This window comes from Saprospira grandis DSM 2844 (assembly GCF_000275825.1).
GTDB lineage: Bacteria > Bacteroidota > Bacteroidia > Chitinophagales > Saprospiraceae > Saprospira > Saprospira grandis_A.
The window spans coordinates 2,469,997-2,496,285 of sequence record NZ_JH719942.1; the positions used below are offsets into that span (position 1 = coordinate 2,469,997).

The window sequence follows — 26,289 nt, forward strand, 5'->3', positions numbered from 1 at the left end:
CTAAGAATACCCTCTGGACCTAGAGGCGGCGAAGCCGCCGGCTTAGGGATGGATAGGGGGGCGGCAAAGCCGCAGACCCAGCGGGCAAAGCCCGCGCAGGGCCGAGCAGACTTGCGAGCCCCGACACAGCCCGACCCGCAGGCCCAAAGGGCCGAAGGGGAAGCCCCAAAATACCTTCCTCTACCTCTATTTAACTGCCCTCTCCAATTGTATCCGCATCATGGCTAAGCGAAATAAAAAATCCTTTTCTACCGACCTTGAATCTTTGTTTGAGCACACCCTCTATGAGGATAATGCCCAAGATAATCCCTCTGTTTTGACGGTAGAAAAAGAGGAGAAAAGCAGCCCGAAAAGCAAAAAGAAAACAGGCAAAAAACGCAAAAGTAGCCGAAAATCTTTTGCCGATAACCTAGAGAGCTTTTTTAAGGAAAGTATTGAGAGCTCTTTTGGAAAAGAAGGGACCTCGGTGGCTGAAGTGAAAAGGGGCGTTGTGCAAAATAAAGATGGCGAAAAGGCCGTGGGCATAGAGCTTTTACTCCGACGAACTACTCCGGAAAGCCCTGAAGACCAAGAAACTAACGGCAGCCGAAAAGCAAAGCAGAAAACAAGACGGCTTACGGTGGTGCTCAATAGTAGTAAGATTGATCAGTTTAAAACTATTGCCCGACAGGAGAAAAAGCCCATGCGGCAAATTCTGGATAAATTGATTGAAGCCTATATTCGAGAACAAGAAGAACTCTTGGAAGAAGAGGAAAAGAAATCTAAAAAATAACTATGGCGAGCAGCAAAACCGAGCTTTTTAGTAGCGAGCAAAACGAAATGGCCAAATTGGCCAAGGCCTTGGCCCATCCGGCTAGAATTGCTATTCTGCAGCGCCTAATTTCTGCCAATGCTTGTATTACTAGCGATTTGGTAGAGGAGCTAGGCTTGGCCCAAGCTACTGTTAGCCAGCACCTTAAGGCCTTGAAGGAAGCGGGCCTGATTCAAGGAAATATTGAGGGCGTTCGCCGTAATTATTGTATCAATAAAGTGGGTTGGAAAAAACTGCAAAACAGCCTAGGTCCACTCATTGCTGGTCCAGAATTGTTAAATTCTGATAAAAATTGCTGCTAACTTAGAAAGTTAAATTACTTATCGTACTTTTACGATTGTTAGGCCGAAATGGCCTTTTCTTTTTACCTAATCTATCGTAAAAATACGATCTTATGAAACTATCAGCATTAAAAACTTATTTGGGGCAAGTTGAACGCCTTACTGTTTTTCAGCAAGACGGGCAGTCTATTCCAGCCCATTTTCATTTGACAGAGTTGGGAGAAGTTCGGAAAAAATTTATGGATTGTGGGGGGCAGCTTCGGGAGCAGAAGGAGTTGGTTTTGCAGTTTTGGGTAGCCGATGACTTGGATCATCGTTTGGCGCCCAGCAAAATGCTCAAGATTATTGAGTTGGCGGAGCAAAAGCTTCAGCTATCTGATTTAGAGCTAGCTGTAGAATACCAAGGGACTAACAGTTTAGAGTATTATTGGCTAGACATAAATGCCTCTGGGCAGCTTATTTTGAATGCTAAGCAAACGGATTGTTTGGCCAAGGAGGCCTGTGGGATAACATTTGAGGGAGAGGAAAAAGAAGAGAAAAGCTCTTGTTGCGGACCAAATTCTGGCTGTTGTTAAATTGAAAATCTATGTCTATTTATCCAAAACTCCTCAAGCAAATTGAGCAATTGGAGAAAGAGGTTAGGTATTACCCTTCTGATCGTTTTGTTGCAATTATAGCTGCCTTAAGGGCTGCGCCAAAAGGTAGCCAGCTTTATTTTGTTTGTCGCCACAACAGCCGAAGAAGTCAGTTTGCAGAATTTTGGGCGCATTTGTTCAATGAGTACTTTGAGTTGGGCTTTCAGATTTATTCTGCGGGAACAGCTGCAGGACCTTTGGCGCCTCAAACTACAGCCAGTCTTCAGGAATTGGGCTTTTCATTGTCTCAGGGACAGCTCTATTGGGCTGAGGGTAAAGGGAGTCCTTTAGAAAGTACAGTTTGGGCTATTGATGAGCAGACCGAAGCGCCTATTTATGCCTTTATGCTTTGTAGTGAAGTAGAGGCAGATTGTCCTTATTTGCCAGAAGCTTATCAGCGTTTTTCATTGCCTTATGAAGATCCTTCTAAGGTAGATGGCCAAGCTCGGGCGGCCTTTGTATATCGTCAGCGAGCAGAAGAAATAGGGCGAGACCTCTTTTATATTTTCAGTAAATGCAGCCAAAATGAAATATCTAGATAAATACCTGACCGTATGGATTTTTATGGCCATGTTACTAGGGTTATTGTTGGGGAAATTTATACCCAATTGGGGCGAAATTCTGGCTAGTTGGGAATATCAAGAAGTGAACATCCCTTTAGCTATTGGATTGATTTTAATGATGTACCCACCTTTGGCCAAGGTAGACTATCGGCTACTTCCAGCGCTTTTGAAGAATACAAAGGTTTTGGGGCTTTCTTTGGTCCTCAACTGGATTATTGGCCCCTTTCTGATGTTTGGCCTTGCGGTTTTGTTCTTTGCCGATCAGCCTATGTATATGACTGGGCTCATTCTCATTGGCTTGGCCCGATGTATTGCTATGGTCTTGGTTTGGAACGATTTGGCCAAGGGAAATAAAGAATATGCCGCGGCTTTGGTGGCCCTCAATAGCCTGTTTCAACTTTTGGCTTATGGGGCCTATGCGCTATTTTTTATTAACTACTTGCCCGCTTGGCTAGGGATTGAGCTAGATGAGATTCCAGAAATTCCATTTCATTATTTGCTCAAAACGGTGGGCATATATTTAGGAATTCCCCTTGCGCTAGGTGGATTAAGCCGCTTTTTAGGACAAAAATATTGGGGTAAAACTAACTATGAGCAAAAATTTTTGCCCAAAATAGGCCCGCTAACGCTGGTCTCCCTCTTATTTACCATCGTCTTGATGTTTTCTTTAAAAGCAGATATTTTCTTTGAGTTGCCCTTGCAGGTTTTGCATTTGGCTCTTCCGCTCAGCCTTTATTTTGTCTTGATGTTTTTATTGGGCTTCTTTATTAGCCGCTGGCAAAAGGTCCCTTATGATCAGAATGTGGCCATCTCTTTCACGGCGGCAGGCAATAATTTTGAGCTGGCTATTGTGGTGGCTATTGCCCTTTTTGGCCTAGATTCTATTGCCGCTTTTGTGGCTGTTGTGGGCCCACTAATCGAAGTTCCCGCGCTTATTCTTTTGGTCCGCTTGGCTTTCTACCTCAAAGGAAAATATTATGACCATCTGTAATATACATCACTTGATAAGCTGCTCAAAAGCTATATCATCACATTAAATCGTAAAAATACAATACAATGAAATCAGTTAAAATCCTCGGCACAGGCTGTGCCAAATGCAAGCAACTCTACCAACTTATTGCCGACTACAAAGCGGAGCATCAGCTCGATTTTGAGCTAGAAAAGGTAGAGGACATCATGGATATTATGGCTTATGATGTGATGGGGACTCCCGCCTTGGTCATTGATGAAAAGCCTTCTTTTGTGGGCCTTCCTTCTAAGCAGGAGCTGGCCAAATTATTAAACGCCAACTAGGATGTTTCAGTTTTTGGAAGATGGGGCGGCCTATTTTGTTCGCCTAATTGGCCTTTCGGTCGATTCGCCATTTGGGGCAGCCCTACACTTTTTCCTCTACGATAGCGTCAAGATTATTATTCTGCTTTTGCTCATTACGCAACTGATGGGTCTGGTCAATCACTATTTGCCCACGGCCCGCATTCGCAGCTTTCTGACTAAGAATAAGCTCTTTGGCCTCGATTATATTTTTGCCGCTTTCTTAGGGGCCATTACGCCTTTTTGCTCTTGCTCTTCGGTCCCGCTTTTTATTGGCTTTTTGCGTGGCGGCCTGCCCTTGGGCCTGACCTTCACCTTTCTGATTGTCTCGCCTTTGGTCAATGAAATTGCCTTGGCCTATTTTCTGGCGGCCTGGGGCTGGAAGTTTACGCTCTTCTACCTTTTTGCCGCTATGACGCTGGCCATTTTGGCGGGTTGGAGCATCGCTTTGTTTCGCCTAGATAGCTGGCTGAGCCCTTGGCTACAAGAGGCTTTGGCCAAAACTCAGACGGTTCAACAACAGCAGTTTAAAGCTGGCCGACCCAATTTTTCGGCCATTTGGCAAGAGGCTTGGAGCACCCTCAAAAAATTGCTGCCCTATATTTTAATCGGTATTGCCCTAGGCGCCTTTTTGCACGGCTATACACCAGAGGGTTTTCTCGAAAACTACCTGCCCAAAAACAGCTTTTGGTCGGTGCCTCTAGCTACGGTCCTCGCTATTCCACTCTACAATAATGCCGCAGGCATTTTGCCCCTGCTCGAGGTGCTGATCCAAAAAGGAGTTCCCCTAGGTACCGCTATGGCATTCATGATGGCCACTATTGGCCTGTCTTTTCCCGAGGCGATGTTGCTTAAAAAAGTTATGCAATGGCGACTCATTGTCCTCTTTTTTAGCCTAGTCGCCCTACTCATTATTTTATTGGGCTTTCTGTTTAATGCTGTAGCTCCTTATTTAATTTAATCATATTTTGGGGCCTCAGCTGCGGCTTCGCCTTGCTGCGCTATGCTGCGGGGCTCGCAGGTCTGCTCGGCCCTGCAGCCGCCTTTGGCGGCTTTGGTCTGGCGCTTCGCGCCCCCCCTCCGCAGCGCTAGGCCGCTAAGAAAACTGTTCATTATGAAATTACTTTCGCTCTCTATTCCCTTCTTTTTGATCGTTCTTTTCGCTTCTGCCTGCGGAGAGGCTACGCCCCCCGCAGAAATTCCCCAAACTGTACAAACGGCTATTCCTCCCACTATTGAAGAGGCCAAACGCCCCCCTTATCATCTCTTTCTCTTAGAAACTTATACTAAGCGCCGCTGCAAAACTTGCAATACTATTGAGGCAAGGACCAAAAAGGTCTTGGCCGAACATTTTGCCCAAGAACTCCAAGAACATAAGCTGGTCTATCAGTTTATGAGTGTAGAAGAGGCCGATAATTATGAGCTGGCCAAAAAGTTTGAAGCTTCTGGCACTGGCCTGTATCTGCAAACCGTTACACCCACCACCGAGCATATTCTGGACCTTACCGATTTTGCCTTTAGTAGCGCCACTAAAGACGATAGCCAGTTTGAGGATGAGCTTAAGCTCGAAATTGAAAATGCACTTAATCAATTGGCTCAATAAGATGGATTTTCTAGATACCCTGGCCCACACTAAAGAATTACCCGCCTTGGCCGCTTTTGCCTTGGGCCTACTGACCGCTATTAGTCCCTGCCCACTGACGACCAATATTACGGCTACAGCCTATATTGCCAAATCTATAGAGGGACCAAAAGCTACGCTTTGGGCTGGTTTGGCCTATACCTTGGGCCGAAGCCTAGTCTATTTGCTGATCTTATTGGTTTTGGGCTTTGGCGCTAGCCAATTTGAGCTCGCCCTTTTCTTACAAACTAAAGGCGAACGCTTTTTAGGCCCCATTTTACTGTTGCTGGGCTTGTTTATGCTGGGCTGGATCCCCCTGCCCAAATTGGGCCAAGCAGGCCTGGGCCAATGGGGACAAAAACTGGGTTTCAAGGGCTATACCGGGGCCTTTGGCTTGGGCATTCTCTTCGCTCTGGCTTTTTGTCCCTATAGTGGGGCCCTTTTCTTTGGCGCCCTAGTTCCCTTGGCCCTACAAGAAGGAACCCAAGCCTGGCTAATGGGCCTCCTCTTTTCTATCGGAACCGCCCTGCCCGTGCTCTTCTTTGCCTATCTACTGGCCTTCTCGGCCCATAAGATGAGTCGCTATTTTAAGCAGATTCAAACCCTAGAACGCTATGTCCGCAAACTGACGGGCTTGCTCTTTCTGGCCGCTGGACTCTATTTTAGCTATATTTTCTTTTTCGCTTAACCCCAAACAAAGCCCTGTCCCGTCCTGAAAAACTGATACAGAATTTAAAGCAATAAAATTCTGATTAAATACGGGTAAAAAGTTATTCTGGAAGATTTTGACCTCCTTCAAAAAGGTCAAAAAATCTTACGGAAATAACTTGTTGTCAATTTAACAACTCTGGCTTAAGATGATCTTGGGCTAGAGTTGTTTTCTTTTTATAGCTCTTATATTCGAGCTCTTGTTGTTGGTGCATTTCAGCAGGCGGCATAAATTGACAAGACCAATGTGGTCGCGCTTGGTTGTAAATATCAATACTTTGAGCCACTATTTTCTTCATCGCATCTAGCCCTAAATGGAAAAAATCTGCAATAAACTCTTGCTTTAATATTCCATTTATTCGCTCTGCTACGGCATTTGCATAAGGATCGTAAGACTCTGCCATAGAACTAGCTTATGCCTAGTTTTTTGAGCAGTTGCTGATAATCATTTGAGCAGTATTGAATGCCCCGGTCAGAATGATGAATCAGCTCTTCATTAGGATATTGACAACGCTTTGCAGCCTGTTTCAAGGCTCGAATAGAGCCAATGCTGCTTAAGCTGTTAGAGACATCATAACCCATTATTTGCTTAGAATAAGCGTCTGTGACCAAGGCTAAATACATCGGATTTTCTCTCGTTCCAATGTAAGTAATATCTGAAACCCAGACTTGCTCTGGTCGATAAATTTTCAAATCAGCTATTTTGTTCTTATGTTTTCTGTAGTGGTGGAAGGAATTTGTCGTTGTATGATAGTCTTTCGAGGTCGAACCAGCAGATTATTGGCCCGCAAAATAGTAAAAAATTTATCTCGGCCTACTCCTAGAGCCTTCAACTCAGCTTGAAGTAAATGATACAATTTGCGGCCGCCTAAGCGAGGCATTTTGTTCCGTACTTCTTGAACTAAGGCAACTACTTTTTCTGCCAAACCCTGATTAGATCTAACTTTTGCCTTCGATCTATAATACTTTTGACGATTTATCCCGACCAATCGACATAAGCTACTTAAGCTTATTTTTTCTTCTTTTTGGAATTTATCAACTGTTCGGGTAAAGTACTTTTTTCTGATTGGAATTTCAAATTCTTCTTCCGCTATATCTATCATCATATCAAAAACAAGGCCTTCTTATCTGCCTGATTTAGCTCCTTTTCCAAGCGACGATTTTTCTTCTCTAAAAGCTTCAATTGCTGACGCAACGCCATCAATTCTTGTTCTGGACTCTTCTTCATACTTCTTAATTTATAGCTTTTATCATATTGGCCATGTTTCTCGATCCATGTCCGAATTGTTCTGTCTCCTTGTATCCCATACTTGCGTTGAGCGGCCTTTAAGCCAATCTCTCCATTTTCTACTTCCGACACAACTTGGAGCTTAAAAGCTAAGGTATAATCTTTTTGTGTCCGCTTAACATACTGACCTTCTTTATTTTCCATCTATCTTCTGATTTTGTTGTATCAGTATATCAGGACAAGACACCCCCAAACAAAAAACCTTGCTCCCAGAAGTTGGAGCAAGGTTTTTTTCTTATTGGCCCATAATCTAAGGCGCTTTAGTGCGCTAGCTCACTTAAAATCTATCGGGAGGTTCCATAATTTCTAGCTTTTTATTACCTTGATGCAAGCTTAATCTAAGATTAACACCCCCGGATGTCCTCTTGTCGCTATAAAGCCCCAAAAGGACATCCCTTTTTTTGCGGGGACAAACTACTTCATTATTCAACCTACTTATTTTAAACTATGCATCCTTATACTATCATGACGATAGCTTGGGTGGCTAGCATCGCTTGGATCGCTTTTGTGATTCTGACGAACCGCAAAGCCCACCCCAAAGCTCTTTTCTACCTCTTCTTTGTGGAAATGTGGGAGCGCTTTTCTTACTACGGTATGCGTGCCCTCTTGGTCCTCTATATGACCAAAGGTATGCTCGAATATGATTATGACCAAGCCTATAGCGTTTATGGAGCCTATGGCTCTATGGTATACGCCACCCCACTTATTGGGGGATTATTAGCCGAGCGCTTTATGGGCTACCGAAAAGCCATTATGTGGGGGGCCATCCTAATGATGATCGGCCACTTCCTTATGGCTTTTGAACATGAATATATTTTCCTCACCGCCCTCGCTATGCTGATCCTCGGTAATGGCTTCTTTAAACCAAACATCTCGAGCATGATCGGTAAGTTCTACTCTAGAACAGACCCCCGCCGAGATGGTGCCTTTACCCTTTTCTATATGGGAATCAATATCGGTGCTTTCCTTTCTGGCCTTACCTGTGGGGTGGTCGGAGAGATCGAAGGTTGGCACTGGGGCTTCTCTCTAGCCGGTGTAGGGATGCTCGCAGGCCTGATCATTTTCTGGATGGCCCAACGCTCTGGAGCACTAGAAGATAAAGGTTATGCCCCTCATGAAGCCACTGAAGATGAGGTGGGCGATGAAGAGGTGCCCTCTTATACCCTAGAGGAAAATGCAAGCTCTCCCAAATTGCTAGGCCTTCCTGTCAATTGGGCGATTTATATTGTTAGTTTGCTGGTGGTGCCTCTCGTTTGGTTCCTCCTCCAAAGCCATGGCCTACTCGATGTTATTGTTTTGGCTATGGGTATTGGTATGATTGGCTACCTGATCTTTACTTCTTTGAGCTATGATAAGGTCCAAAGAGAACGCCTCTGGGTGGTCCTTACTCTCTTCTTCTTTACGATCATTTTCTGGACCTTCTTCGAGCTAGCCGGTAGTGCCCTTACCGTATTTACCGATAATAATGTGGCTAAAACGAGCTTCCTGACCACCACCATGTTTCAGTCGCTCAACCCACTTTATATCATGATGTTTGCCCCTGTTTTCTCTTTTATGTGGATTCAGTTGGCCAAGGCCAAAAAGGAACCCGCCGCTCCCATGAAGTTCGGTATTGCCCTCATCCTTTTGGGTGCCGGTTTCTTGGTCCTCAAACTCGGAGAAGGTATGGCCACAGCAGGGATGATCCCCGCTATCTTTATAGCCCTTTTATACCTCCTCCACACTTTGGGCGAATTGGCCCTCTCTCCTGTGGGCCTCTCCCTAGTCACTAAGCTATCTCCCGCCAAAGTGGTGGGCTTTATCATGGGCTTCTGGCTGATGTCTACCTCTTTTGCGCATTTGGCCGGAGCCAAAATTGCCCAAATGACTAATGTAGATATGTCGGAGCTGATGGTGGAAACCGAACGCCTCGACCGCTTCAACAATAGCATGGAAAACGAAGATATCAAAACCGCCATGCTCGCCAATAAAGAGGTCTACAAAATGTATGTAGGTAGCTCTGAGGATACCAGCAAAATGAAGGAGCTCGGCTTTACTGCCGAAGATGCCAAAGAAACACACTCTGTCCAAGAGTTCGTTCTTAGCGATTTCTTCCTCGCAGAACTCAACAAAAATGGCGATAAGTATCATGCCGTTACTGTTGCTGATAAAGCAATCATGGAAGAGGCCGCCAAACAGGAAGAAGGCCTCTATAAAGAAGGCCTCGTCAAAAAAGCAAAAATTAGCTTCCTCTCTACCGATGCTAGCCTCAAAACAAAAGAGCCTAAGCAGTTCCCCAAAGATCAAATCGAAGAGATGATGGCCGCTAGCCCCAATGCCGCTGTATCCAAAACAGTGGCCGAAGATACGCTAGTGATCTGTATTAACGTATTTATGATTCTTGGTTTTGTTGCCATTGGTGGCGGCGTATTCCTCATCCTCCTCTCTGGAGTGGTGAAACGCTGGATGCACGGGATCAACTAATTCATAATCAATTTTTTCCTCAAAAGGCCCTGAACTTCGGTTTTGGGCCTTTTTGTTTTTTTTTAGGGGCCTCCTGCAGCAAAGCTGCAGGCGCTGCGCTTCAGGGCTCGCAGGTCTGCTCGGCCCTTCGGCGCCTGTGGCGCCTCGGTCTGGCCTGACGGCCACCCCTCCGCATCGCTAGGCCAGTCGCTTCGCTCCTTTGCGGCGGCTTCGCCGCCTGCTAAACCGCCTAAAGGCCTTGATCGCTGTCAATGGTATAGCCATAAGCTTCAGCCCCTGTTTGCTTGTATTAGCATTCGTTATGGGCCGATGGTTTTAACCATCGGCCCATTTTATTGGAGTTAGTATGGCCTCTTCTGTTGCTGTGGGTTTCAACCCACAGGTACCCATATTATATAAGTGCCCAGGGGCCTAGACAACAAGAAGCTGTTTAGGAACAAGCCTCTAGGCAAATGGTCAGGAAATTGTTAAAAATGGAAATAATGTAACAAAATCAAAAAGAGCAAAAGTTAGGTCTGGCTGCTAGCCGAGTAGGTCTGGTTGCTAGCTGGGTAGGTCTGGCTGCTAGCTGGGTAGGTCTGGTTGCTAGCCGAGTAGGTCTGGCTGCTAGCCGAGTAGGTCTGGCTGCTAGCCGAGTAGGTCTGGCTGCTAGCTGGGTAGGTCTGGTTGCTAGCTGGGTAGCTCTGGCTGCTAGCCGAGTAGGTCTGGCTGCTAGCTGGGTAGCTCTGGTTGCTAGCTGGGTAGCTCTGGCTGCTAGCTGGGTAGGTCTGGTTGCTAGCTGGGTAGCTCTGGCTGCTAGCTGGCTAGCTCTGGCTGCTAGCTGGGTAGGTCTGGTTGCTAGCTGGGTAGGTCGCTGCTGGGACTGTTCAGGATTTTGTGTTTTAGAATAAAATTTGGGCTTTTAGCTGGCTAGGATTTGGCCAATAGTCGCCTAGGGACAAGCCCCTAGGCTAATCCAATGGAGTCAGCCCTAAAGGGCCTCAAAGGCTTATATACATGCCCTTGCTAAGTAGTTATTTCAAAGAAGGACCTCATCCAAAGGCCCTCTTTAGAGGGCTGTCTAAAAAAGCTAGCCTAGGGGCTTGTCCCTAGGCCGCAAAAAGGAGAAACACAAAATTTTCAACAGACGCTTATTTTTCTCCCCCATAGCTAGGGCTATGCCTTTAAAAAATGCCTTGACTAGCCTGAAATTTTTATCAAAGGATGGCCGAAAAGTTAAATTCATGAGGGTTTCAACCCTCATCTATATATGATTGCGAAGCAATATCATTTTGCTGTAGGTTTCAACCTACAGTATCGGCCTAGGGGCCTGAAAGGGTGGCCGCAGGCCAGACCGAAGCCCGAAGGGCTGAAGGGCCGAGCAGACCTGCGAGCCCTGCAAGGGCCCGGCCGCCGAAGGCGGCAGGCCCCAAAAAATCAATAAGAAAAGCCCCACTATCCAAGAATAGTAGGGCTTACAAAAGGTTGTTGATGGGCGCTTAATCACCAAGGAAGGAGGTCAAGGGACTGCTGGCCTCGGCCCCCATGCGCTGCTCGGCTAGGCGGGCCTCAAAGGCCATGCGCCCCGCCATAACGCCCAATTTAAAGGCTTTGGCCATTTCTACCGGGTCTTGAGCAGCGGCAATGGCCGTATTGACCAAAACCGCATCGGCCCCCATTTCTAGGGCTTTGGCGGCATCGGAAGGGCTACCGATACCCGCATCTACCACCACGGGCAGCTGGCTTTGCTCAATGATAATCTCTAGGAAATCAAGGGTTCTCAGGCCCTTATTGCTCCCAATTGGCGAGCCCAAAGGCATGACGGCAGCCACGCCCACCTCTTCCAGGCGCTTGCAAAGCACGGGGTCAGCATGGATATAGGGCAGGACCACAAAGCCCAATTTGACCAGCTTTTCGGCTGCTTTGAGGGTCTCGATGGGATCGGGCATCAAGTATTTGGGATCGGGATGAATTTCGAGTTTCAACCAGTTGGTCCCCAAGGCCTCTCTGGCCAGTTGGGCCGCAAAAATGGCCTCCTCAGCCGTGCGAGCGCCAGAGGTATTGGGCAAAAGGTGGATGTGCGGCGCATCGAGTTGGTCCACAATAGGGTCCTCCGATTTCTCCACATTCATCCGCTTGAGGGCCACCGTGACCAGCTCCGAACCAGAGGCCAAAAGGGCCTCCCGCATCAGGGCAGAAGAGGCAAACTTGCCTGTGCCCGTAAATAATCTTGAGTTAAATTCCTTATCGGCAATTTTTAATGTATCCATGCCTATCTTCATTTATACCCGCTAGGGGCCATTTCCAAAAGTTGATAAATTTCTTTTACTAGGGTCTTTTTGTCTGTCGTTTGGTTGATCAGGCCAGAAAGAGCCACCCCATGCAGGCCAGTCCGCAAGAGCCCATCTATATCGGCCAGCTTAATGCCGCCAATACCGACAATGGGAATCTCCCAGCCTTTGCGCTCTAGTTGTTGCAGTCGTTCGCGATAGCCTTTCATGCCCAAAATAGGACTTAATTTCTTTTTGGTGGGCGTAAATCGGAAGGGGCCCAGCCCAATATAGTCGGCTCCAGCCAAATAAACTTCCTCAATATCTTCCCAGCTATTGGCGGTGCCGCCCAAAATAAAATCTGGGCCCAAAATGGCCCGAGCTTCCTCCAAGGGCATATCGCTACGGCCTAGGTGCAGGCCATCGGCGGCTACGGCTTGGGCCAGCTCAATTTGGTCGTTAATAATGAGTTGGGCCTGATACTGATCGCAGAGGGCACGGGCGGTTTTTCCTGCGGCCAAATAATCGGCGGTACTCACTTCTTTGAGGCGAAGTTGAACCCAGCGGCCACCAGCCGCCAGAAAATCTGCAATTTGGTCCAGATGTTCTTGTATTCGCTGCCCGCTACTCACATATTGCAAGGCGGCAATTTCTTTTTTACTCATCTTGATAGCTCCTGTGCCAACCGAGCAGAGAGGGCTGGCTGTTCATAAATTGAAGGTTGTAGTCTTTGGCTTTTCCAAAGGCGGTAGTTAAGGGTTGCCCTAGGGCCAAAAAGGCAGTTAGGGCAGAGGAAAGCACGCAACCTGTTCCATGCTTATCATAGGGCGCAATCATTTTTGGGGGCCATTGAGCGGCTAGCTCGCCCGCCAAAAAGAGTTGGTCCAATCCCTTTGCTTGGGGATCATGTCCCCCTTTGAGCAACAGCGCCGTTTGCTGGCTAATCGTTTTGGCCACGGCCAAGGGCGATTGTTGGGGCCAAAGGCGCTCTAGCTCTTGGCGGTTGGGCATAAAAACATCCACTCGCTCAATCAGTGCTTTGAGGTCCTCAAAAGCATCTGCTTGCTGAAAGTCAAAACCAGCAGAGGCGCTAAGCACGGGGTCCCAAACCACTAGAGGCGGAGCGGCCAAAGCCGCTAGTTGGTCCAAGAGCCGACCCAAAAGGGCCAAATCTCCAATAATGCCAATTTTTACGGCCTTGGGCGTATAGCTTTGCAGCAAAAAAGCCAGTTGTCGCTCCACCCAATCGGCATCGGTCCATCGCAAATCGGCAAAGTGGCCGGGCCCTTGTATGGTTTGGGCGCTACAGACCGAGAGGCCATAGACGCCCAGCTGTTCAAAGGTTTTGATATCGGCCAAAAGGCCCGCCCCCGCAGAGGGATCAAAACCCGCAATACTTAAGACAAAAGGGCCTGACATGCTGCGAGCATTTTAGCAAAATAGGCGGGGGCGGCCTCGCCTTTGAGCCAAACGGAGCCTAGGGCGCCTACTTCTTCAAAGCCTTTTTCGGCAGCGGCGCCCAGGCTGTCCAAATCAATGCCGCCCAAGCCTACAATGTTAAAGTCGTATTGGGCCTTGTAGCCGCCAATCGTCCAATCTTCTTTTGGGCCATAGCCTTGTTTCGAGATCGAGCTAAAGACGGGACTGACAAAAATGTAGTCAAAATGACTGGGGGCCAATTCGTCTAAAGTAGCGCGTTCATGCACCGAGGAGCCTAGGGCCAAGCCTGCTTTTTGGAGCTTTTGGCGGAGAGCCAAGAGTGCTTCGGGGCTATAGCTGCGGCGGCGGGCCTCGCCCAAATGGATTCCACGGACCTTATACTTTTCACAGAGTTCATAATGGTCGTGCAAAATAATTTTGGGGTGATATTGGGCATCAATCTGGGCCAGAAAGTCCTCATATTGCTGGGCCGTAAAATTGGGCTTACGCAAATTGAGGCAGGCTAGGCCCTCGGCAAAAAGGGCATTGATAAGCTGTATTTCATCCGTCAAGAGTTCGGGATGCGTCAATAATCTGATCTTCATTTTTTTATTTCAAAAGCCAAAGGCCCCATGTAGAGGCCTTTAACTGTTAGATGAATAATTTGGGGCTGCCCCGCCCTTTGGGCGGGTCGGGCTGTTCGGCAGCTCGCAGGTCTGCTCGGCCCTTCAGGCTTTTTCGCTTTGCTTCAAAAGCCTTTGGTCTGGCCCTTTGGGCCACTGCCTACCATCCCTCAGCCAGTCGCTGCGCTCCTTTTCTGCGGGCGAAGCCCGCAGAAGGGGCGGTGGAGCAATATCTAGTGGTAGATTTTACTTCCTTTGTTCAAGAACTCCTCTGATTTTTCGGCCATTCCTTTTTCTAGGGCGGCTTGGGCGTCTTCGTCTAGGTTAGCGGCATAGTCACGGACCTCCTGCGTGATTTTCATTGAGCAGAATTTTGGACCACACATAGAGCAGAAGTGGGCAATTTTGGCGCCTTCTGCGGGTAGGGTTTCATCATGATAAGCGCGGGCGGTATCAGGATCTAGAGAAAGGTTAAATTGGTCGTACCAACGGAACTCGAAGCGGGCTTTGCTTAGGGCATCATCGCGATATTGTGCGCCGGGATGTCCTTTGGCCAAATCGGCAGCATGAGCTGCTAATTTATAGGTAACTACTCCTGTTTTTACATCTTCTTTATTAGGCAGGCCCAAATGTTCTTTGGGAGTTACATAGCAAAGCATGGCCGTACCGTACCAGCCAATCATGGCGGCACCGATGCCTGAGGTAATATGATCGTAGCCGGGAGCAATATCGGTAGTCAGTGGGCCGAGGGTATAGAAAGGCGCTTCGCCGCAGTGTTTGAGCTGTTTGTCCATATTCTCCTTAATCATGTGCATCGGAATATGGCCGGGCCCTTCAATGATAGTTTGCACATCATGTTTCCAGGCAATTTTGGTCAATTCGCCAAGGGTTTCTAGCTCAGCAAATTGGGCTTGATCATTGGCATCGGCAATAGAGCCGGGGCGGAGGCCATCGCCTAGAGAGAAGGCTACATCATAAGCCTTCATGATTTCGCAGATATCCTCAAAATGGGTATAGAGGAAATTTTCTTTGTGGTGGGCCAGGCACCATTTGGCCATAATTGAGCCACCACGAGAAACGATACCCGTTACTCTTTTGGCGGTGAGGTGAATATAAGCGAGGCGGACACCGGCATGGATGGTAAAATAATCTACGCCCTGTTCGGCTTGTTCGATGAGGGTATCTCTAAAGATTTCCCAAGTGAGGTCTTCGGCCACGCCATTGACCTTTTCTAGAGCTTGGTAGATGGGCACAGTTCCGATAGGCACGGGAGAATTGCGGAGGATCCACTCGCGGGTTTCGTGAATATTTTGGCCAGTAGAGAGGTCCATAATGGTATCGGCTCCCCAGCGGCAGGCCCAAACGGCTTTCTCTACCTCCTCGGCGATGCTAGAGGTTACGGCAGAGTTACCGATATTAGCGTTAATTTTGACCAAGAAATTGCGGCCAATAATCATGGGTTCTAATTCGGGGTGGTTAATATTAGAGGGGATAACGGCGCGGCCTCGGGCCACCTCTTCTCGGACAAATTCTGGGGTAATAAACCCTTGGGGGATATTGGCGCCAAAGCTATGTCCGGGATGTTGTTGGCCAAAGTCGATGCCTTGTTGCATGAGTTCGGCTCTTCTTTGGTTTTCGCGGATAGCGATATACTCCATTTCTGGGGTAATGATGCCTTTTTTTGCGTAATGCATTTGCGAAACGTTCTGGCCTTTTTTGGCGCGGAGCGGTTTGCGTAGGTTAGGGAATCGGAGCCAGTCGATATCGCTTTTAGCGAGGCGTTCTTGGCCATAGTTAGAAGAAATGCCTTCTAGTTCCTCTACATCTTGGCGGTCGAGAATCCATTGTTGGCGGAGGGCTTGTAGGCCTTTATTGATATCGATATTTACATTGGGGTCGGTATAGGGGCCGCTAGTATCATAGACGGTAACGGGGGGATTTTCTTCAAGTTCGCCGGTAGCTTGAATCTTGGTAGGCGAGAGGCTAATTTCTCTCATGGCCACTTTAATTTGTGGGTGGATACGGCCGGGAACATAAATCTTCTTAGAGCTAGGGAAGGGCGTTCTGGTAATTCCTTCCTGCTGAGGCAATTTATCTTTTCTCATGATATATAATTTTTTGCATAGCAAATTGGGGCTAACCGCCTTGGGTAGCCGTAATGAGTAAAACTTGGTCTTGATTTTCAAGGAAAGTGTTGGCCCAGAGGGCTTTGGGGATGACCTCTTGGTTGAGGGCTAGGGCTAGGCCGCCTTCTTCCTCTTTCTTTAATTGTTGGAGGAGTTGGAAGAGGCTATAATTTGGGGGGCAGCTCATGGCTTGGCCATTGAGGAAGATTTGGATAGCGTTTGGCATAGATGAGAGGAGCTTAGGCGGCTCTTTGATGGCATAGGTATGGCTATCCTGAAGAGGTAGGACGGCACTTTTCCCTACGGCAGTACGAGCTGCATCAGGTGATAAGGGTCTATTCTCAGTTTAGTTTTTGTTTAATGGCCGGGCGTTATTGGCCTAGCGATGTGGAGGGGTGGCCGCAGGCCAGACCGAGCTGGCAAAGCCAGCGAAGGGCCGAGCAGACCTGCGAGCCCTGCAACGTAGCGCCGCAGCTTTGCTGCGGAGGCCCCTAAAAAAAAACTAAACACCCCTAAAGTGGATGTAATCTTGTCAAAGTTAAGGAACTTTTGAGGCAAAAGTTTAGGGGAAAGGGCAAAAAAAAGGCCCAGCTTCTATAAAAGAAGCTGAGCCAGACCGATTTCCCCTCCTAGACTAGTCGTCCGGTCTAAACAACTAGCTAAACTTTATGCGGACTAGTGCGGTAATTTAGAGCGCAGGGCGCCATAAAGGTAAGTACCGACTAGAGCAGATGCGATAATAATGAGTACGGCCCAGTAGCCTTGGCCCAGTAGGGTATACATGGGGCCCGGGCAGGCGCCGGTCATAGACCAGCCGAGGCCGAAGATGATCCCGCCAATGAGATAGCGAGGAACAGACATATTTTTGGGGTGGAACTTAATTTCTTCGCCCTTAAAGGTTTGCAGATTGAGTGCTTTAATCAGGGCGGTCGTGATAATTCCGAGGACTACGGCGCTACCGATGATCCCGTACATATGGAAACTATCGAAGAGGAACATTTCTTGGATTCTGTACCAAGATACTGCTTCAGATTTGGTCATGACCATGCCAAAGAGGAGGCCTAGACCTAGATATTTTACAAATTTCATATTGTAGATAGATTTAGGCGCCAAACAGCAAGGGCAAGATAAAGTAAGTCATAGTGAGGCCACCGATAAAGAAGCCAATCACAGCGATAAGAGAAGGAATTTGGAGTTGAGACAGGCCGCTAATAGCGTGTCCAGAGGTACAGCCGCCGGCATAGCGGGCGCCAAATCCGATAAGGAAGCCACCAAAGATCAGGATAAATAGGCCTTTAGCGGAGAAAACAAAATTGGGGTCATTATATTCTTTAGGTAAAAGCATAGTTTTACCGTTATCTGCTACTTCTGGCTCTGAGAAGCCGATACTTTTGACGTATTCCATTGTCTTGCTGCCTATATCCATGGCTTCATCGCCGGAGAGAAACTGCATAGAGATAAATCCTCCGATAGCGGCGCCGGTAATAAAGAGCATATTCCAGCCCTGGCTACCTTTCCAGTCAAAATCGAAGAAAGAGACGCTTTTGCCGGCGCCCATAGCGGAGCAGGCGGCGCGCATACTAGCGGAAACGCCAAAGGATTTGCCGTTAAAAACGAGCAGTTGCATAACCAGAACGATCAGTGCCCCGGAGACATACCAAGGCCAAGGTTGAGACAACATGTCTGTAACTTCTTGCGCAAATAAGAACATGATGAATTGAAATTTAGGTAGAAAAAGGCGCTGAACCAGCTAGCTCCCTAGCTGGTTAGCGCATCTTAATTAAGATAGAAGACTATCGACTTGTTTTAATTGGGTGTACTCTAAAGTGTGAGGTCTAGAGTAGGGTAGAAGGGCAAACGTAGTCACTTTTAGGAGCGTCGGTTTCGCTAATAGCTTTGAAACCGCCGGCTACGTTGATAATATTTTCGAAGCCCATATTTTGTAGGATAGCAGAAGCGATCATTGAGCGGTAGCCACCGGCACAGTGTACATAGTAAGTGGCTTTTTTGTCAAGATCTTCTACTTTTTTGGCCATTTCGGCTAGGGGGTAGCTAGTAGCTGCGAGCAAATGCTCAGAGATAAACTCGCCTTCATTGCGAACATCGATAACTTTTACCTCATCGCCTTTAGCGATAGCTTTGGCAAGGGCGGCAGGAGAAACTGTATTTACGGTAGTTGTTTCTTCGCCAGCGGCAGTCCAAGCATCGATACCACCTTTTAGGAAACCGACAACATTATCGTAGCCAACGCGGGCTAGGCGGGTAACGGCTTCTTCTTCACGGCCTTCTTGAACGATAAGCAAGATGGGGCGTTTGAGGTTTTCGATCATAGCGCCAACCCAGGGGGCGAAGCTACCGTCGAGACCGATATTGATAGCGCCTGCGATATAGCCTTTTTCAAAAGTATCTTGGTGGCGAGTATCGAGGATGAGCGTACCTTTAGCCATTTCAGTTTTGAAGGCGGCTACATCTAGAGGAGTAGTACCTTGAGCGAGGGCATCATCAAAGCTGTTGTAGCCTGCTTTATTCATCATGGCATTGTGGCCAAAGTACTGAGGAGGCGTAGCCAAGCCAGCAGTTACTTTTACGATGAAGTCTTCGCGGCTCATAGGCTGAAGGGCGTAGTTAAATTCTTTTTGGTTGCCCAAAGTGGCATAAGTTTCTTTAGACATATTTTTACCACAAGCAGAACCAGCGCCATGACCAGGATAAACAGTGAGGTCGTCGTTTAGGGGCATGATTTTGTTGTGTAGAGAGTCGTAGAGCATACCGGCCAAGTCATCCATAGTAACATCAGACTTGATGGCTAGGTCAGGGCGTCCAACATCTCCAATAAAGAGTGTATCACCAGTAAAGATAGCTAGTTGTTCGTCTTCTTCATTGAGTAGGAGAAAGCAGCTAGACTCTTGAGTGTGGCCAGGCGTGTGCAATACTTTGATGCGCAACTTTCCGAGCTTCAACTCTTCATTATCTTTGGCTACATAAGCGTCATAACCAGTTTCTGCTCTGGGGCCAAAAACGATTTGGGCGCCAGATTTTTTAGCTAAATCGATATGCCCCGAAACGAAGTCGGCATGAAAGTGAGTTTCCAAGATGTACTTGATCTTTGCACCACGCTCTTCGGCCATTTCCATATAAGGAGCAGTTTCACGAAGGGGGTCAATGATAGCGGCTTCGCCTTCAGATTCGATGTAGTAAGCGCCATGTGCAAGGCATCCGGTATACAGCTGTTCAACTTTCATAATGCTTATATTTTTAAGTGTGATGTTTAGTAAATTGTTGTTGATACAAAGATAAGGTCGTTCTAAAAGATTGTTTGTGACTTTTGTGACAAGCTGAAATTTTATTTTATAAACTTGCCGTTTCCTTTCTTGTTCATTACAAAAGTAGGGCGGCTTATCGTATATCTTTGTGACCAAATTGACAAAAGCGATTTTTTTATTTTGCCTTTGTTGAGCTAGCCCTTTTGGCTAATTGTCTGTTACAAATATCCGAGATAAAATGCATTCATGTAGTAACATCAATCACAGTAAGAGCAGTTAACCTTATTTTAACAAAAAGGGCCCTGAGCGCAGGAGTTGCGCTCAGGGCCCTTGGCCTATTGTATAGCTTTATTATTTGTTCTAACTTATTGGTAGTAAACCAAAAAACAGACTATTGAACAATCCAGTTATACATGAACAATGGCTAACTACAATTAGTAAGTTAACTGCTGAAGATTATCCACACTGGGTCCTCTTCCAAAACGGAAGTTGCGTCATATTAGAAGCCGAAAAGGAAGACCCTAGCACAGATGATTTGGCCGAAATGGCCATAGAAGTCCTTAAAGAACAAGCCTCTAGGCCAGTTTTATCTGTACATGCCTACCCCGAGGGCCAACTCATTGCTATAGATGAACAAAGTTGGTTGTTGCCTGCAGGAGAAGGACTGTATACCGTCTTGAAGTTGGGCGAGTTTCAAGAAGAAGCACCCTCAGAATTTGCTATTTGGGTAAAAGCTAGACAAAAACAGCGCTTAGACTTAGAACAAGCGACAATTATATATGTCAATTGTTCGCAAAAGAATCGCTATTGCTCTTAAAGCCAACTTTGCCTTTATATTAAGTTTTTGACTACTGCGCCGCTACCACCAAAGCAGGAGCCGCCGCATGATGACTTTCCAAACTAATAATACTAGGAATCATACAATCCTGTAAAGGCAATTCCTGAATCAAACGCATCACCTCAATAGCCGAGCTCGCCTTTACTATGGCCCAAGAACGCAAAGCGTTGGCTGAATAAGAAAAAGACTGAATCCGCCCCTGGGCCATCAATTCTTCTATTTTTGCATGATGTTCTGCAGAACGAGCCTCTACATGGGCCTGCATCTCTGCAGGTACCTCAAATTCTAGCATGTAATAATTTTCCATAAGTTGTTTTTTGTTAGTTTCTATTGGAAGTATCGCAATAACTCGATATTTCCAAATTTATTAAGCCTGATTTAACCAATTGTTGAAATTTAGGCAAAATACCTAAAGGTTCTGTTAATATTAGATGAATTTAAAGCCAGTACAGCAAAAGACCTAAACCCAAACAACTAGCAGACTGTTAAAGTCTGCTGTTTTGAATCTATCTAAATAAATAGCTTAGGGTTTAAATTATTTGCGTAAATAGTTGTCACTGTACACGCAAAAAGTTAAATTTGTTCTAGAACTCCCTATCGAGTTCCTTTATAATAGCTTTAGGGCATTAACTTTTTGCTTATGAATTCTGTAGTAACCGAACGCTTTATCCATTGTCACGACCAACTCAAAAAAGAGCAACGCATCCGCTCTAGCCGACAATTTGCCCTCTCTCTCGATTATCTGCCCCAAAGCCTGAGCGAAATCCTCAAAAAACGCCGAGATGTAACCATCGAGTTGCTCCGAAAAGCCATCGATGCCTATAAGCTAAATCCCGTTTATCTCTTCTCCGGAGAAGGCCCGCTCTTTATGACTGAAGACGAACAAGCTAATCTTAAGGTCCTTACCGTAGTGACCAACTCCCATAATGATGAACGCATTGTGCATGTGCCCGTGCCCGCTCAAGCTGGCTATGCCTCAGAGTCTAAAGACCCCACTTTTATTCAGGAATTACCCAATTATACTTTGCCCGATTATAAATATAAGGTGGGCACGCACCGCTCTTTTGACCTCTCCGGCGATAGTATGGAACCCACGCTTTTTGAAGGCGATAAGGTGGTCTGTAGCTACCTAGAACCCAGCCTCTGGGCCTCTTCACTCAAAGATAATTATGTCTATGTAGTGGTCACTAAGGGCGATGTCCTGATCAAACGCATACACAATCATATCAAAGCCGAACAAAAGCTGCTGCTCTTTTCTGATAATACCTATTATGACCCCCTAGAAATGAGCGTGAAGGATATTCAGGAGATTTGGTACGTCCGAGCCAAAATTTCTCCCTTCTTGCCCTCTCCTTCCAATATCAATAATATGCTCCGCTCAGAAATGGAGGAGCTCCGCAAAATGGTCCAAAACCAATCGAATATTATCCAGAACCTATATAATACTATAGAAACTCTTGTAGAACAGACCAAGAAGAACTAACTTTTTTTGGGGCTGCCCCAGCCTGCGGCTGGGTCGGGCTGGGTACTCCCGTTGGTCGTCGAACTGGCGCCCCTTCGGGGCTGGTTGTCGCAGCTCGCAGGTCTGCTCGGCCCTGCGGGCTTTTCGCTTCGCTTCAAAAGCCCTGGGTCTGCCGCTTCGCGCCACTGCTATCCATCCCTCAGCCAATCTTTCGGGTTGAAACCCAAAAATGGCCAGCGGCTTTCAGCCGCCGCCATTGAATAGGCCCAAAGGGCCGCAGAGGCGCGCAGCGCCTGGCCTAGCGATGTGAAAGGGGGCGGCGAAGCCGCAGACCAAGGCCCTTAGGCCGCAGGGCCGAGCAGACCTGCGAGCCCTGAAACGACAACAAGAACTTTAGTTCGCAGTTCGACGACCGAAGGGAGTAACCGCCGCAGCTTTGCTGCGGAGGCCCCAAAACAGCAGCGAGCCCTGAAACGACAACAAGGACTTTAGTTCGCAGTTCGACGACCGAAGGGAGTAACCGCCGCAGCTTTGCTGCGGAGGCCCCAAAACAGCAGTAGATAGATATTTAGCCATCCAGTCCAGAACGGAAAGGATGGACTTTTTTTGCCCCAAAACCAACAAAAAATCCCCGCCTACTCAGAAAAGCAGGCGGGGAGCAAAAAGGACCAAAGGCCCTCTAGAAATATAAATCAAAGATCACCAAAGCCCCAAAAATAGTAGAGGCAATTCCATTAGTGGTAAAAAAGGCCAAATTCACCTTAGATAAATCATTTGGCTTGACCAAAAAGTGCTGATAGGCCAATAAACCAATAAATAAAGCCACCGCCATCCAATAATAAAGCCCAAAGAACTCTGTGGCTTGTATGCCCGGATAAATTACCAAAAGAGCCGTCAGCCCATGCAATACATTAGACACCATCAAGGCCCGCTTTTTTCCTAAGGCCGCCGGAATCGAATTTAATCCCAAAGAACGATCAAACTCCTCATCCTGCAAAGCATATATAATGTCAAAACCCGAGACCCAAAACAAAACCACAAAAGAATAAATAATTGGCAATAAGGCAAACTGATTACTCACCGCTATATAAGCCCCAATTGGCGCTAAAGCCAAACCTACCCCCAGCACAAAATGACAAAGGGCCGTAAATCGCTTGGTATAAGAATAACCCAAAACTACCAATAAGGCAATCGGCGAAAGCAAAAAACAAAGCCAATTGATAAAATAAGTGGTGGCCACAAATAATGCACAGTTAATCAATACAAAAAATAAGGCATTGCGAGCCGAAATTACCCCAGCCGGAATCTCCCGGGTGACCGTCCGCGGATTCCGCCGATCAATCTCCCGATCTGCATAACGATTAAAGGCCATGGCCGCCGAACGCGCAAAGACCATACACAAAAGAACTAAGGCAAATAAACGCCAGTTCAATGCTCCATTGCCCTCTACAGTGGCCAAGAAAAAACCAATCATCGCAAAGGGAAGGGCAAAGATCGTATGGCTAAATTTAATTAAAGATAGGTAGTTTTTCATCATGTACGCACTTGCAATTGAGGGCCCAATAAAGCCGCCAAAGACTCAAAAATAAAGTTTGCAATTATACAAATAATAATCCTTTAGGTTGCGGCAGTAGCTAGATATAATAGGACCAAAAAAAAAGCCTTCCATCACTGGAAGGCTTTAACTTGTTGCAGAGACAGGACTCGAACCTGTGACCTTCGGGTTATGAGCCCGACGAGCTACCACTGCTCCACTCTGCATTGCAAATATACGGCAAGAATATCATTTTCCAAGCTTTTTTATACTTTTTATGCATTTTTTCCCCTAACCCCTTGACAGTCTGAAGTTTTAGTTTTATAGTTATACCTGAATAACATTTTCAAAAACTAAAATTTTTAAGATGAAACACCTCATGTTAATTGTTTTCTGTTGCCTGGCCTTTGGCCTGCAAGCGCAACGCCAGGCTAGCCTCGCCCATAGCGAGGAGCAAAATGCCTTTAGCCAAGTTGGCTATATTGCAGTCTATCCCGATGGCCGCTATGAGTATATCAGCAGCCAAGTCGCTCAGGATATCTATAATGGAACAAGCAGCAGCAATGCTGTCGAATTACTCCCCCTGGCCCAAAAGTCTAAACAACAGCTGTCTGGCTACTGGAGCAATACCGCTAGTCGTAAGGATAAGGACAAAAAAGGCAAGGGCGATGCCGCCAATAATGATGGCGACCTCAATAATGATATCCCCATCTGGTGCCGCTGCTCCGATGGCCGCCTCATTCAAGGCGTGATGTATGACGACCGCAGCCAAGGTGGCCCCGCAAATAATTGTGGCGAACTCTGCAATGGCGGAAGTATTATCCCCGAGAATAGTAGCTTTTATATCACTCTAAAAGAAAAAGGTGCGCAACTAAAGCTTAAATAAGCCAATGCAATAGCGTACTCCGCCGCCAAGCCTTAGGGGCCTAGCTTTTTAAGCTAGGCCCCTTCTCTATTTGCCCAAGATGTCTGCAGAATTCCTTAATTTGTGACCTTTAAACAGAACACTATCTTATGAAAATAATGTATACCCTTTCTCTGCTGCTTTTTCTTCCACTCTTCTCTTGCCAAAAAGAAAAACATCCCCCATTTAGCCAAGTCCCTATTTATGAGGAAAATATAGCGGGTTTTCAAGCCCTAGAAGATAGCCTAAGGGCCATCTGCCAAAACCCTAAGGGCCAAATGGGCATCTATGTCTATGATGCCCAACTCGATAAAAGCTTCTCTATTGCTGGAGACACTCTTTTTCCCCTAGCTAGTGTCTATAAACTCCCTATTGTGGCCAGTCTGCTAGCCGCTCAAGAGGCCGGCAAACTCTCTCTCTTTGATTCTATTCGCCTAAACCTAGAAGATCGCCGCCACTCGGGCTGCTTTATGGATTGGGATACCACGGGCAAAACCAATTTTACCCCCAAAATTGAAGATCTAGCCCTCTATATGATGCGATATAGCGATAATTGCGCTACCGATGCTCTGCTCCGCCAACTCGGTGGACCCGAGTTCGTTCAGGCCCAACTCAAAAGCTGGATGGTCTCCGATATTAACATTAACCGCTACCTCATCGAAATTTTTATTGATCTCGCTAACCGAGAATTACCCGAGGACCAAAGCCTCTGGACCTATAGCCGAGCTACCCAAATTTTATCTACTTCCCCCTGGTCCGAACGGAAGGTCGCTAGACGCAAATTCCTCTGGGACCGCCGCGACCAAGGCTCCCCAAAAGCTTTTGTCCATTTACTCAAAGGCCTAGATCAAGAACATTGGCTAAACGCAAACTCTAGCCAATGGCTCAGAGATTGCCTGCTCTCTTGCCGAACTGGCCGCTATTTCCTCCCCAAGGTCCTGCCCCCAAACCGCCAAGTAGCGCACAAAACCGGAAGCCTGCCCGGTATCTATAATGATGCGGGCTGGATAGAAAGAGAAGCCGGCCAACGCCCTATTTATTATGCCGTCTTTCTCAAAAATGCTTTTGGTAAACCCAAAAAAGAACGAGCCCGTATTGCCGCCGCTATGAAGCAGTTGCTCGCCTTCCAAGCCCTCCCAAAAACAGCCTTGGTCTTTAACTAAAATTCAGATAGCTTCAGCTCAAACCCTGCCTAGGCAGGGCTTTTTTATGTCTTTGCCGCAGCTTCTTTAGGCTGCCTAGCCCGAATCAATTTGCGAAGCTCTCTCTCTACATAATAATATCGACCAAAGATCCCAAAGCTAATAGATGCCGCCCCAATAATAGCCGAAAATTGCCGAAGCCAAAAGACAAACTCTCGCAAATAAGGGAAAAAAGGATCTACCAGAAAAAGAGAAAATAAACTCACGCCCAACCAACTGGCCAAACTCAATATAGCCCCAGCAAAACCCCAACGCACCCAAGTCGGCCGCCGAAGCATTAAGTTGCGACGCAACCAAAGCAAATATTTGGGCTCATGAGGCCGCATGCCCACTAGAGCCTTGGCCCGCTTAAAAGAGGCTTCGTATTGGCCCAAATAAAAGAGGGCCCGCATAGCACTAAATAAAAAATGTAAGTATACATCCCGCCCATCTACCTGCCGAATGTCTGCAATTATAGATTGCTCAATCAACCAATCCGCCTCTTCTATATGCTGCGTATAGGCCTGAGCCACAAAAAGAGCATTGGCATAATAGCTCCGCAAACGGTAGTAGTCCGCAAAGGGCAATAGAGCTAACTCTACTTTGTTCCGCTCATAAAAATGAAGCACAGCAAAGCTTTCTTTGTCCGCAATTAACTCAAATTCACTCAAAAGGGCCGCCGGCCCACTAAGAAAGCGCATCAAATTTGGTCTTTAAGGTCGTTTGGCTATTGGCAAAACCAAAGACCAGGCTCAGAATAAAGTCTATAGGGCCAGATAAAGTAGGGTAGGGATCAACAGCCCCTACAAAGAGGTTTTCCCCGCTTCTTTTTGCTCCAAAAGGCTCTTTTAAGATAAGGGAGTTTTGGCAAAGGGGCAAGGACTTTAGCCACCAAATAAAAAAGATAAAAAGCCCTCTTTTTGTTGCAGAAAATCAGCAAATAACTGCGCCAAAAATAAAGAAATCTAAGGCCAAAAGCCTCTTTTTTATGTTTTGGGGCCTCCGCAGC

29 protein-coding genes, 1 tRNA gene and 1 pseudogene are annotated in these 26,289 nt (G+C 46.9%); 14 read left to right on the forward strand and 17 right to left on the reverse strand.

Features of this window, described 5'->3' with window-relative positions; translation table 11 throughout:
* Positions 1 to 220 precede the first annotated feature (220 nt).
* From SAPGRDRAFT_RS11370 to SAPGRDRAFT_RS11410, 9 genes are all read left to right on the forward strand, one after another.
* Positions 221 to 772 carry a hypothetical protein gene (locus SAPGRDRAFT_RS11370; RefSeq protein WP_002659398.1) on the forward strand — a complete coding sequence of 184 codons (552 nt, stop codon included), beginning with the start codon at positions 221 to 223 and terminating at the stop codon, positions 770 to 772.
* A 2-nt stretch (positions 773 to 774) separates the two neighbouring features.
* The gene (locus SAPGRDRAFT_RS11375) at positions 775 to 1,113 is read left to right on the forward strand and encodes an ArsR/SmtB family transcription factor (RefSeq protein WP_002659399.1); all 339 of its coding nucleotides are present in this window, start codon (positions 775 to 777) and stop codon (positions 1,111 to 1,113) included.
* 92 nt (positions 1,114 to 1,205) lie between these two features.
* Entirely contained in the window at positions 1,206 to 1,667 is a 462-nt protein-coding gene (locus SAPGRDRAFT_RS11380; protein ID WP_002659400.1) for a DUF6428 family protein, read from the forward strand.
* Positions 1,668 to 1,678: 11 nt separating this feature from the next.
* Positions 1,679 to 2,269 (forward strand): low molecular weight phosphatase family protein, encoded by a 591-nt coding sequence (locus SAPGRDRAFT_RS11385; protein WP_002659401.1) that lies wholly within the window; start codon positions 1,679 to 1,681, stop codon positions 2,267 to 2,269.
* Positions 2,253 to 3,281, forward strand: coding sequence for an ACR3 family arsenite efflux transporter (gene arsB / locus SAPGRDRAFT_RS11390; protein ID WP_002659402.1), 1,029 nt, complete (start codon positions 2,253 to 2,255; stop codon positions 3,279 to 3,281). Before SAPGRDRAFT_RS11385 ends, arsB begins: the two co-directional genes overlap by 17 nt.
* A 65-nt stretch (positions 3,282 to 3,346) precedes the next feature.
* Positions 3,347 to 3,583 carry a thioredoxin family protein gene (locus tag SAPGRDRAFT_RS11395; RefSeq protein ID WP_002659403.1) on the forward strand — a complete coding sequence of 79 codons (237 nt, stop codon included), beginning with the start codon at positions 3,347 to 3,349 and terminating at the stop codon, positions 3,581 to 3,583.
* Between the two features lies 1 nt (position 3,584).
* Positions 3,585 to 4,562 (forward strand): permease, encoded by a 978-nt coding sequence (locus tag SAPGRDRAFT_RS11400; protein ID WP_002659404.1) that lies wholly within the window; start codon positions 3,585 to 3,587, stop codon positions 4,560 to 4,562.
* Between the two features lie 153 nt (positions 4,563 to 4,715).
* On the forward strand, positions 4,716 to 5,204 hold the full coding sequence (locus SAPGRDRAFT_RS11405) for a nitrophenyl compound nitroreductase subunit ArsF family protein (RefSeq protein ID WP_002659405.1): 489 nt from the start codon (positions 4,716 to 4,718) through the stop codon (positions 5,202 to 5,204).
* Entirely contained in the window at positions 5,179 to 5,910 is a 732-nt protein-coding gene (locus SAPGRDRAFT_RS11410; protein ID WP_002659406.1) for an aromatic aminobenezylarsenical efflux permease ArsG family transporter, read from the forward strand. The genes SAPGRDRAFT_RS11405 and SAPGRDRAFT_RS11410 overlap by 26 nt, the downstream gene beginning before the upstream one ends.
* A 145-nt stretch (positions 5,911 to 6,055) precedes the next feature.
* Here the strand turns inward: SAPGRDRAFT_RS11410 and SAPGRDRAFT_RS23475 are convergent, their stop codons facing one another.
* From SAPGRDRAFT_RS23475 to SAPGRDRAFT_RS23895, 4 genes and pseudogenes are all read right to left on the reverse strand, one after another.
* Positions 6,056 to 6,334, reverse strand: coding sequence for an integrase core domain-containing protein (locus SAPGRDRAFT_RS23475; protein ID WP_253271316.1), 279 nt, complete (start codon positions 6,332 to 6,334; stop codon positions 6,056 to 6,058).
* Positions 6,335 to 6,338: 4 nt separating this feature from the next.
* Positions 6,339 to 6,623, reverse strand: a complete 285-nt coding sequence (locus SAPGRDRAFT_RS23480) for a DDE-type integrase/transposase/recombinase (protein ID WP_253271317.1) — start codon at positions 6,621 to 6,623, stop codon at positions 6,339 to 6,341.
* A gap of 5 nt (positions 6,624 to 6,628) precedes the next feature.
* Positions 6,629 to 7,036, reverse strand: coding sequence for a hypothetical protein (locus tag SAPGRDRAFT_RS23485; RefSeq protein WP_253271318.1), 408 nt, complete (start codon positions 7,034 to 7,036; stop codon positions 6,629 to 6,631).
* A gap of 142 nt (positions 7,037 to 7,178) precedes the next feature.
* Positions 7,179 to 7,362 (reverse strand): annotated as a pseudogene (locus SAPGRDRAFT_RS23895) (helix-turn-helix domain-containing protein); the annotation flags it as partial.
* A 303-nt stretch (positions 7,363 to 7,665) separates the two neighbouring features.
* Here SAPGRDRAFT_RS23895 and SAPGRDRAFT_RS11425 point away from each other — a divergent pair.
* On the forward strand, positions 7,666 to 9,681 hold the full coding sequence (locus tag SAPGRDRAFT_RS11425; RefSeq protein ID WP_002659407.1) for a peptide MFS transporter: 2,016 nt from the start codon (positions 7,666 to 7,668) through the stop codon (positions 9,679 to 9,681).
* Positions 9,682 to 11,159: 1,478 nt separating this feature from the next.
* Here the strand turns inward: SAPGRDRAFT_RS11425 and SAPGRDRAFT_RS11430 are convergent.
* The 9 genes from SAPGRDRAFT_RS11430 to SAPGRDRAFT_RS11475 all read right to left on the reverse strand — a co-directional run bounded on the left by SAPGRDRAFT_RS11430 (position 11,160) and on the right by SAPGRDRAFT_RS11475 (position 19,340).
* Positions 11,160 to 11,930 (reverse strand): thiazole synthase, encoded by a 771-nt coding sequence (locus tag SAPGRDRAFT_RS11430; RefSeq protein WP_002659408.1) that lies wholly within the window; start codon positions 11,928 to 11,930, stop codon positions 11,160 to 11,162.
* A gap of 8 nt (positions 11,931 to 11,938) precedes the next feature.
* Positions 11,939 to 12,595 (reverse strand): thiamine phosphate synthase, encoded by a 657-nt coding sequence (locus SAPGRDRAFT_RS11435; protein ID WP_002659409.1) that lies wholly within the window; start codon positions 12,593 to 12,595, stop codon positions 11,939 to 11,941.
* Positions 12,588 to 13,349, reverse strand: a complete 762-nt coding sequence (locus tag SAPGRDRAFT_RS11440; RefSeq protein ID WP_002659410.1) for a hydroxymethylpyrimidine/phosphomethylpyrimidine kinase — start codon at positions 13,347 to 13,349, stop codon at positions 12,588 to 12,590. The genes SAPGRDRAFT_RS11435 and SAPGRDRAFT_RS11440 overlap by 8 nt, the downstream gene beginning before the upstream one ends.
* Positions 13,328 to 13,954 carry a thiamine phosphate synthase gene (locus SAPGRDRAFT_RS11445; RefSeq protein WP_002659411.1) on the reverse strand — a complete coding sequence of 209 codons (627 nt, stop codon included), beginning with the start codon at positions 13,952 to 13,954 and terminating at the stop codon, positions 13,328 to 13,330. The genes SAPGRDRAFT_RS11440 and SAPGRDRAFT_RS11445 overlap by 22 nt, the downstream gene beginning before the upstream one ends.
* Positions 13,955 to 14,205: 251 nt before the next feature.
* On the reverse strand, positions 14,206 to 16,077 hold the full coding sequence (gene thiC / locus SAPGRDRAFT_RS11455) for a phosphomethylpyrimidine synthase ThiC (protein ID WP_002659412.1): 1,872 nt from the start codon (positions 16,075 to 16,077) through the stop codon (positions 14,206 to 14,208).
* A gap of 31 nt (positions 16,078 to 16,108) precedes the next feature.
* Positions 16,109 to 16,324 carry a sulfur carrier protein ThiS gene (gene thiS / locus SAPGRDRAFT_RS11460; RefSeq protein ID WP_002659413.1) on the reverse strand — a complete coding sequence of 72 codons (216 nt, stop codon included), beginning with the start codon at positions 16,322 to 16,324 and terminating at the stop codon, positions 16,109 to 16,111.
* Positions 16,325 to 16,773: 449 nt separating this feature from the next.
* Positions 16,774 to 17,187: a DUF6691 family protein gene (locus SAPGRDRAFT_RS11465; RefSeq protein WP_002659414.1), complete on the reverse strand. Its 414-nt coding sequence runs from the start codon at positions 17,185 to 17,187 to the stop codon at positions 16,774 to 16,776.
* Between the two features lie 13 nt (positions 17,188 to 17,200).
* Positions 17,201 to 17,809 (reverse strand): YeeE/YedE family protein, encoded by a 609-nt coding sequence (locus SAPGRDRAFT_RS11470; protein ID WP_002659415.1) that lies wholly within the window; start codon positions 17,807 to 17,809, stop codon positions 17,201 to 17,203.
* A 124-nt stretch (positions 17,810 to 17,933) separates the two neighbouring features.
* Complete coding sequence (locus SAPGRDRAFT_RS11475) at positions 17,934 to 19,340, reverse strand: MBL fold metallo-hydrolase (RefSeq protein ID WP_002659416.1); 1,407 nt, start codon at positions 19,338 to 19,340, stop codon at positions 17,934 to 17,936.
* Positions 19,341 to 19,755: 415 nt separating this feature from the next.
* Between SAPGRDRAFT_RS11475 and SAPGRDRAFT_RS11480 the strand changes: the two genes are divergently transcribed.
* Complete coding sequence (locus tag SAPGRDRAFT_RS11480; protein ID WP_002659417.1) at positions 19,756 to 20,178, forward strand: hypothetical protein; 423 nt, start codon at positions 19,756 to 19,758, stop codon at positions 20,176 to 20,178.
* 31 nt (positions 20,179 to 20,209) lie between these two features.
* Here the strand turns inward: SAPGRDRAFT_RS11480 and SAPGRDRAFT_RS11485 are convergent, their stop codons facing one another.
* Positions 20,210 to 20,506: a muconolactone Delta-isomerase family protein gene (locus SAPGRDRAFT_RS11485; protein WP_002659418.1), complete on the reverse strand. Its 297-nt coding sequence runs from the start codon at positions 20,504 to 20,506 to the stop codon at positions 20,210 to 20,212.
* Positions 20,507 to 20,839: 333 nt separating this feature from the next.
* Between SAPGRDRAFT_RS11485 and SAPGRDRAFT_RS11490 the strand changes: the two genes are divergently transcribed.
* Positions 20,840 to 21,682, forward strand: coding sequence for a S24 family peptidase (locus tag SAPGRDRAFT_RS11490; protein ID WP_002659419.1), 843 nt, complete (start codon positions 20,840 to 20,842; stop codon positions 21,680 to 21,682).
* Positions 21,683 to 22,340: 658 nt separating this feature from the next.
* Here SAPGRDRAFT_RS11490 and SAPGRDRAFT_RS11500 read toward each other — a convergent pair.
* Together SAPGRDRAFT_RS11500 and SAPGRDRAFT_RS11505 are read right to left on the reverse strand one after the other, a co-directional pair.
* Positions 22,341 to 23,198, reverse strand: coding sequence for a UbiA-like polyprenyltransferase (locus tag SAPGRDRAFT_RS11500; protein ID WP_002659420.1), 858 nt, complete (start codon positions 23,196 to 23,198; stop codon positions 22,341 to 22,343).
* A 152-nt stretch (positions 23,199 to 23,350) separates the two neighbouring features.
* Positions 23,351 to 23,422 (reverse strand) — tRNA-Met (locus SAPGRDRAFT_RS11505).
* A 140-nt stretch (positions 23,423 to 23,562) separates the two neighbouring features.
* Between SAPGRDRAFT_RS11505 and SAPGRDRAFT_RS11510 the strand changes: the two genes are divergently transcribed.
* Both SAPGRDRAFT_RS11510 and SAPGRDRAFT_RS11515 read left to right on the forward strand, forming a co-directional pair.
* The gene (locus SAPGRDRAFT_RS11510) at positions 23,563 to 24,081 is read left to right on the forward strand and encodes a hypothetical protein (protein ID WP_002659421.1); all 519 of its coding nucleotides are present in this window, start codon (positions 23,563 to 23,565) and stop codon (positions 24,079 to 24,081) included.
* 128 nt (positions 24,082 to 24,209) lie between these two features.
* Entirely contained in the window at positions 24,210 to 25,262 is a 1,053-nt protein-coding gene (locus tag SAPGRDRAFT_RS11515) for a serine hydrolase (protein WP_002659422.1), read from the forward strand.
* A gap of 44 nt (positions 25,263 to 25,306) precedes the next feature.
* On the opposite strand, the gene SAPGRDRAFT_RS11520 is transcribed toward SAPGRDRAFT_RS11515, so the two are convergent.
* Positions 25,307 to 25,981, reverse strand: a complete 675-nt coding sequence (locus SAPGRDRAFT_RS11520; RefSeq protein WP_002659423.1) for a hypothetical protein — start codon at positions 25,979 to 25,981, stop codon at positions 25,307 to 25,309.
* Between the last annotated feature and the right edge of the window lie 308 nt (positions 25,982 to 26,289).

What these genes read in the sequence shown, in the direction of transcription:
- SAPGRDRAFT_RS11370 (WP_002659398.1), top strand. Translation starts at nt 221, where the DNA reads ATGGCTAAGCGAAATAAAAAATCCTTTTCTACCGACCTTGAATCTTTG.
- SAPGRDRAFT_RS11375 (WP_002659399.1), top strand. Translation starts at nt 775, where the DNA reads ATGGCGAGCAGCAAAACCGAGCTTTTTAGTAGCGAGCAAAACGAAATG.
- SAPGRDRAFT_RS11380 (WP_002659400.1), top strand. Translation starts at nt 1,206, where the DNA reads ATGAAACTATCAGCATTAAAAACTTATTTGGGGCAAGTTGAACGCCTT.
- SAPGRDRAFT_RS11385 (WP_002659401.1), top strand. Translation starts at nt 1,679, where the DNA reads ATGTCTATTTATCCAAAACTCCTCAAGCAAATTGAGCAATTGGAGAAA.
- arsB (WP_002659402.1), top strand. Translation starts at nt 2,253, where the DNA reads ATGAAATATCTAGATAAATACCTGACCGTATGGATTTTTATGGCCATG.
- SAPGRDRAFT_RS11395 (WP_002659403.1), top strand. Translation starts at nt 3,347, where the DNA reads ATGAAATCAGTTAAAATCCTCGGCACAGGCTGTGCCAAATGCAAGCAA.
- SAPGRDRAFT_RS11400 (WP_002659404.1), top strand. Translation starts at nt 3,585, where the DNA reads ATGTTTCAGTTTTTGGAAGATGGGGCGGCCTATTTTGTTCGCCTAATT.
- SAPGRDRAFT_RS11405 (WP_002659405.1), top strand. Translation starts at nt 4,716, where the DNA reads ATGAAATTACTTTCGCTCTCTATTCCCTTCTTTTTGATCGTTCTTTTC.
- SAPGRDRAFT_RS11410 (WP_002659406.1), top strand. Translation starts at nt 5,179, where the DNA reads ATGCACTTAATCAATTGGCTCAATAAGATGGATTTTCTAGATACCCTG.
- SAPGRDRAFT_RS23475 (WP_253271316.1), bottom strand. Translation starts at nt 6,334, where the DNA reads ATGGCAGAGTCTTACGATCCTTATGCAAATGCCGTAGCAGAGCGAATA.
- SAPGRDRAFT_RS23485 (WP_253271318.1), bottom strand. Translation starts at nt 7,036, where the DNA reads ATGATGATAGATATAGCGGAAGAAGAATTTGAAATTCCAATCAGAAAA.
- SAPGRDRAFT_RS11425 (WP_002659407.1), top strand. Translation starts at nt 7,666, where the DNA reads ATGCATCCTTATACTATCATGACGATAGCTTGGGTGGCTAGCATCGCT.
- SAPGRDRAFT_RS11430 (WP_002659408.1), bottom strand. Translation starts at nt 11,930, where the DNA reads ATGGATACATTAAAAATTGCCGATAAGGAATTTAACTCAAGATTATTT.
- SAPGRDRAFT_RS11435 (WP_002659409.1), bottom strand. Translation starts at nt 12,595, where the DNA reads ATGAGTAAAAAAGAAATTGCCGCCTTGCAATATGTGAGTAGCGGGCAG.
- SAPGRDRAFT_RS11440 (WP_002659410.1), bottom strand. Translation starts at nt 13,349, where the DNA reads ATGTCAGGCCCTTTTGTCTTAAGTATTGCGGGTTTTGATCCCTCTGCG.
- SAPGRDRAFT_RS11445 (WP_002659411.1), bottom strand. Translation starts at nt 13,954, where the DNA reads ATGAAGATCAGATTATTGACGCATCCCGAACTCTTGACGGATGAAATA.
- thiC (WP_002659412.1), bottom strand. Translation starts at nt 16,077, where the DNA reads ATGAGAAAAGATAAATTGCCTCAGCAGGAAGGAATTACCAGAACGCCC.
- thiS (WP_002659413.1), bottom strand. Translation starts at nt 16,324, where the DNA reads ATGCCAAACGCTATCCAAATCTTCCTCAATGGCCAAGCCATGAGCTGC.
- SAPGRDRAFT_RS11465 (WP_002659414.1), bottom strand. Translation starts at nt 17,187, where the DNA reads ATGAAATTTGTAAAATATCTAGGTCTAGGCCTCCTCTTTGGCATGGTC.
- SAPGRDRAFT_RS11470 (WP_002659415.1), bottom strand. Translation starts at nt 17,809, where the DNA reads ATGTTCTTATTTGCGCAAGAAGTTACAGACATGTTGTCTCAACCTTGG.
- SAPGRDRAFT_RS11475 (WP_002659416.1), bottom strand. Translation starts at nt 19,340, where the DNA reads ATGAAAGTTGAACAGCTGTATACCGGATGCCTTGCACATGGCGCTTAC.
- SAPGRDRAFT_RS11485 (WP_002659418.1), bottom strand. Translation starts at nt 20,506, where the DNA reads ATGGAAAATTATTACATGCTAGAATTTGAGGTACCTGCAGAGATGCAG.
- SAPGRDRAFT_RS11490 (WP_002659419.1), top strand. Translation starts at nt 20,840, where the DNA reads ATGAATTCTGTAGTAACCGAACGCTTTATCCATTGTCACGACCAACTC.
- SAPGRDRAFT_RS11500 (WP_002659420.1), bottom strand. Translation starts at nt 23,198, where the DNA reads ATGATGAAAAACTACCTATCTTTAATTAAATTTAGCCATACGATCTTT.
- SAPGRDRAFT_RS11510 (WP_002659421.1), top strand. Translation starts at nt 23,563, where the DNA reads ATGAAACACCTCATGTTAATTGTTTTCTGTTGCCTGGCCTTTGGCCTG.
- SAPGRDRAFT_RS11515 (WP_002659422.1), top strand. Translation starts at nt 24,210, where the DNA reads ATGAAAATAATGTATACCCTTTCTCTGCTGCTTTTTCTTCCACTCTTC.
- SAPGRDRAFT_RS11520 (WP_002659423.1), bottom strand. Translation starts at nt 25,981, where the DNA reads ATGCGCTTTCTTAGTGGGCCGGCGGCCCTTTTGAGTGAATTTGAGTTA.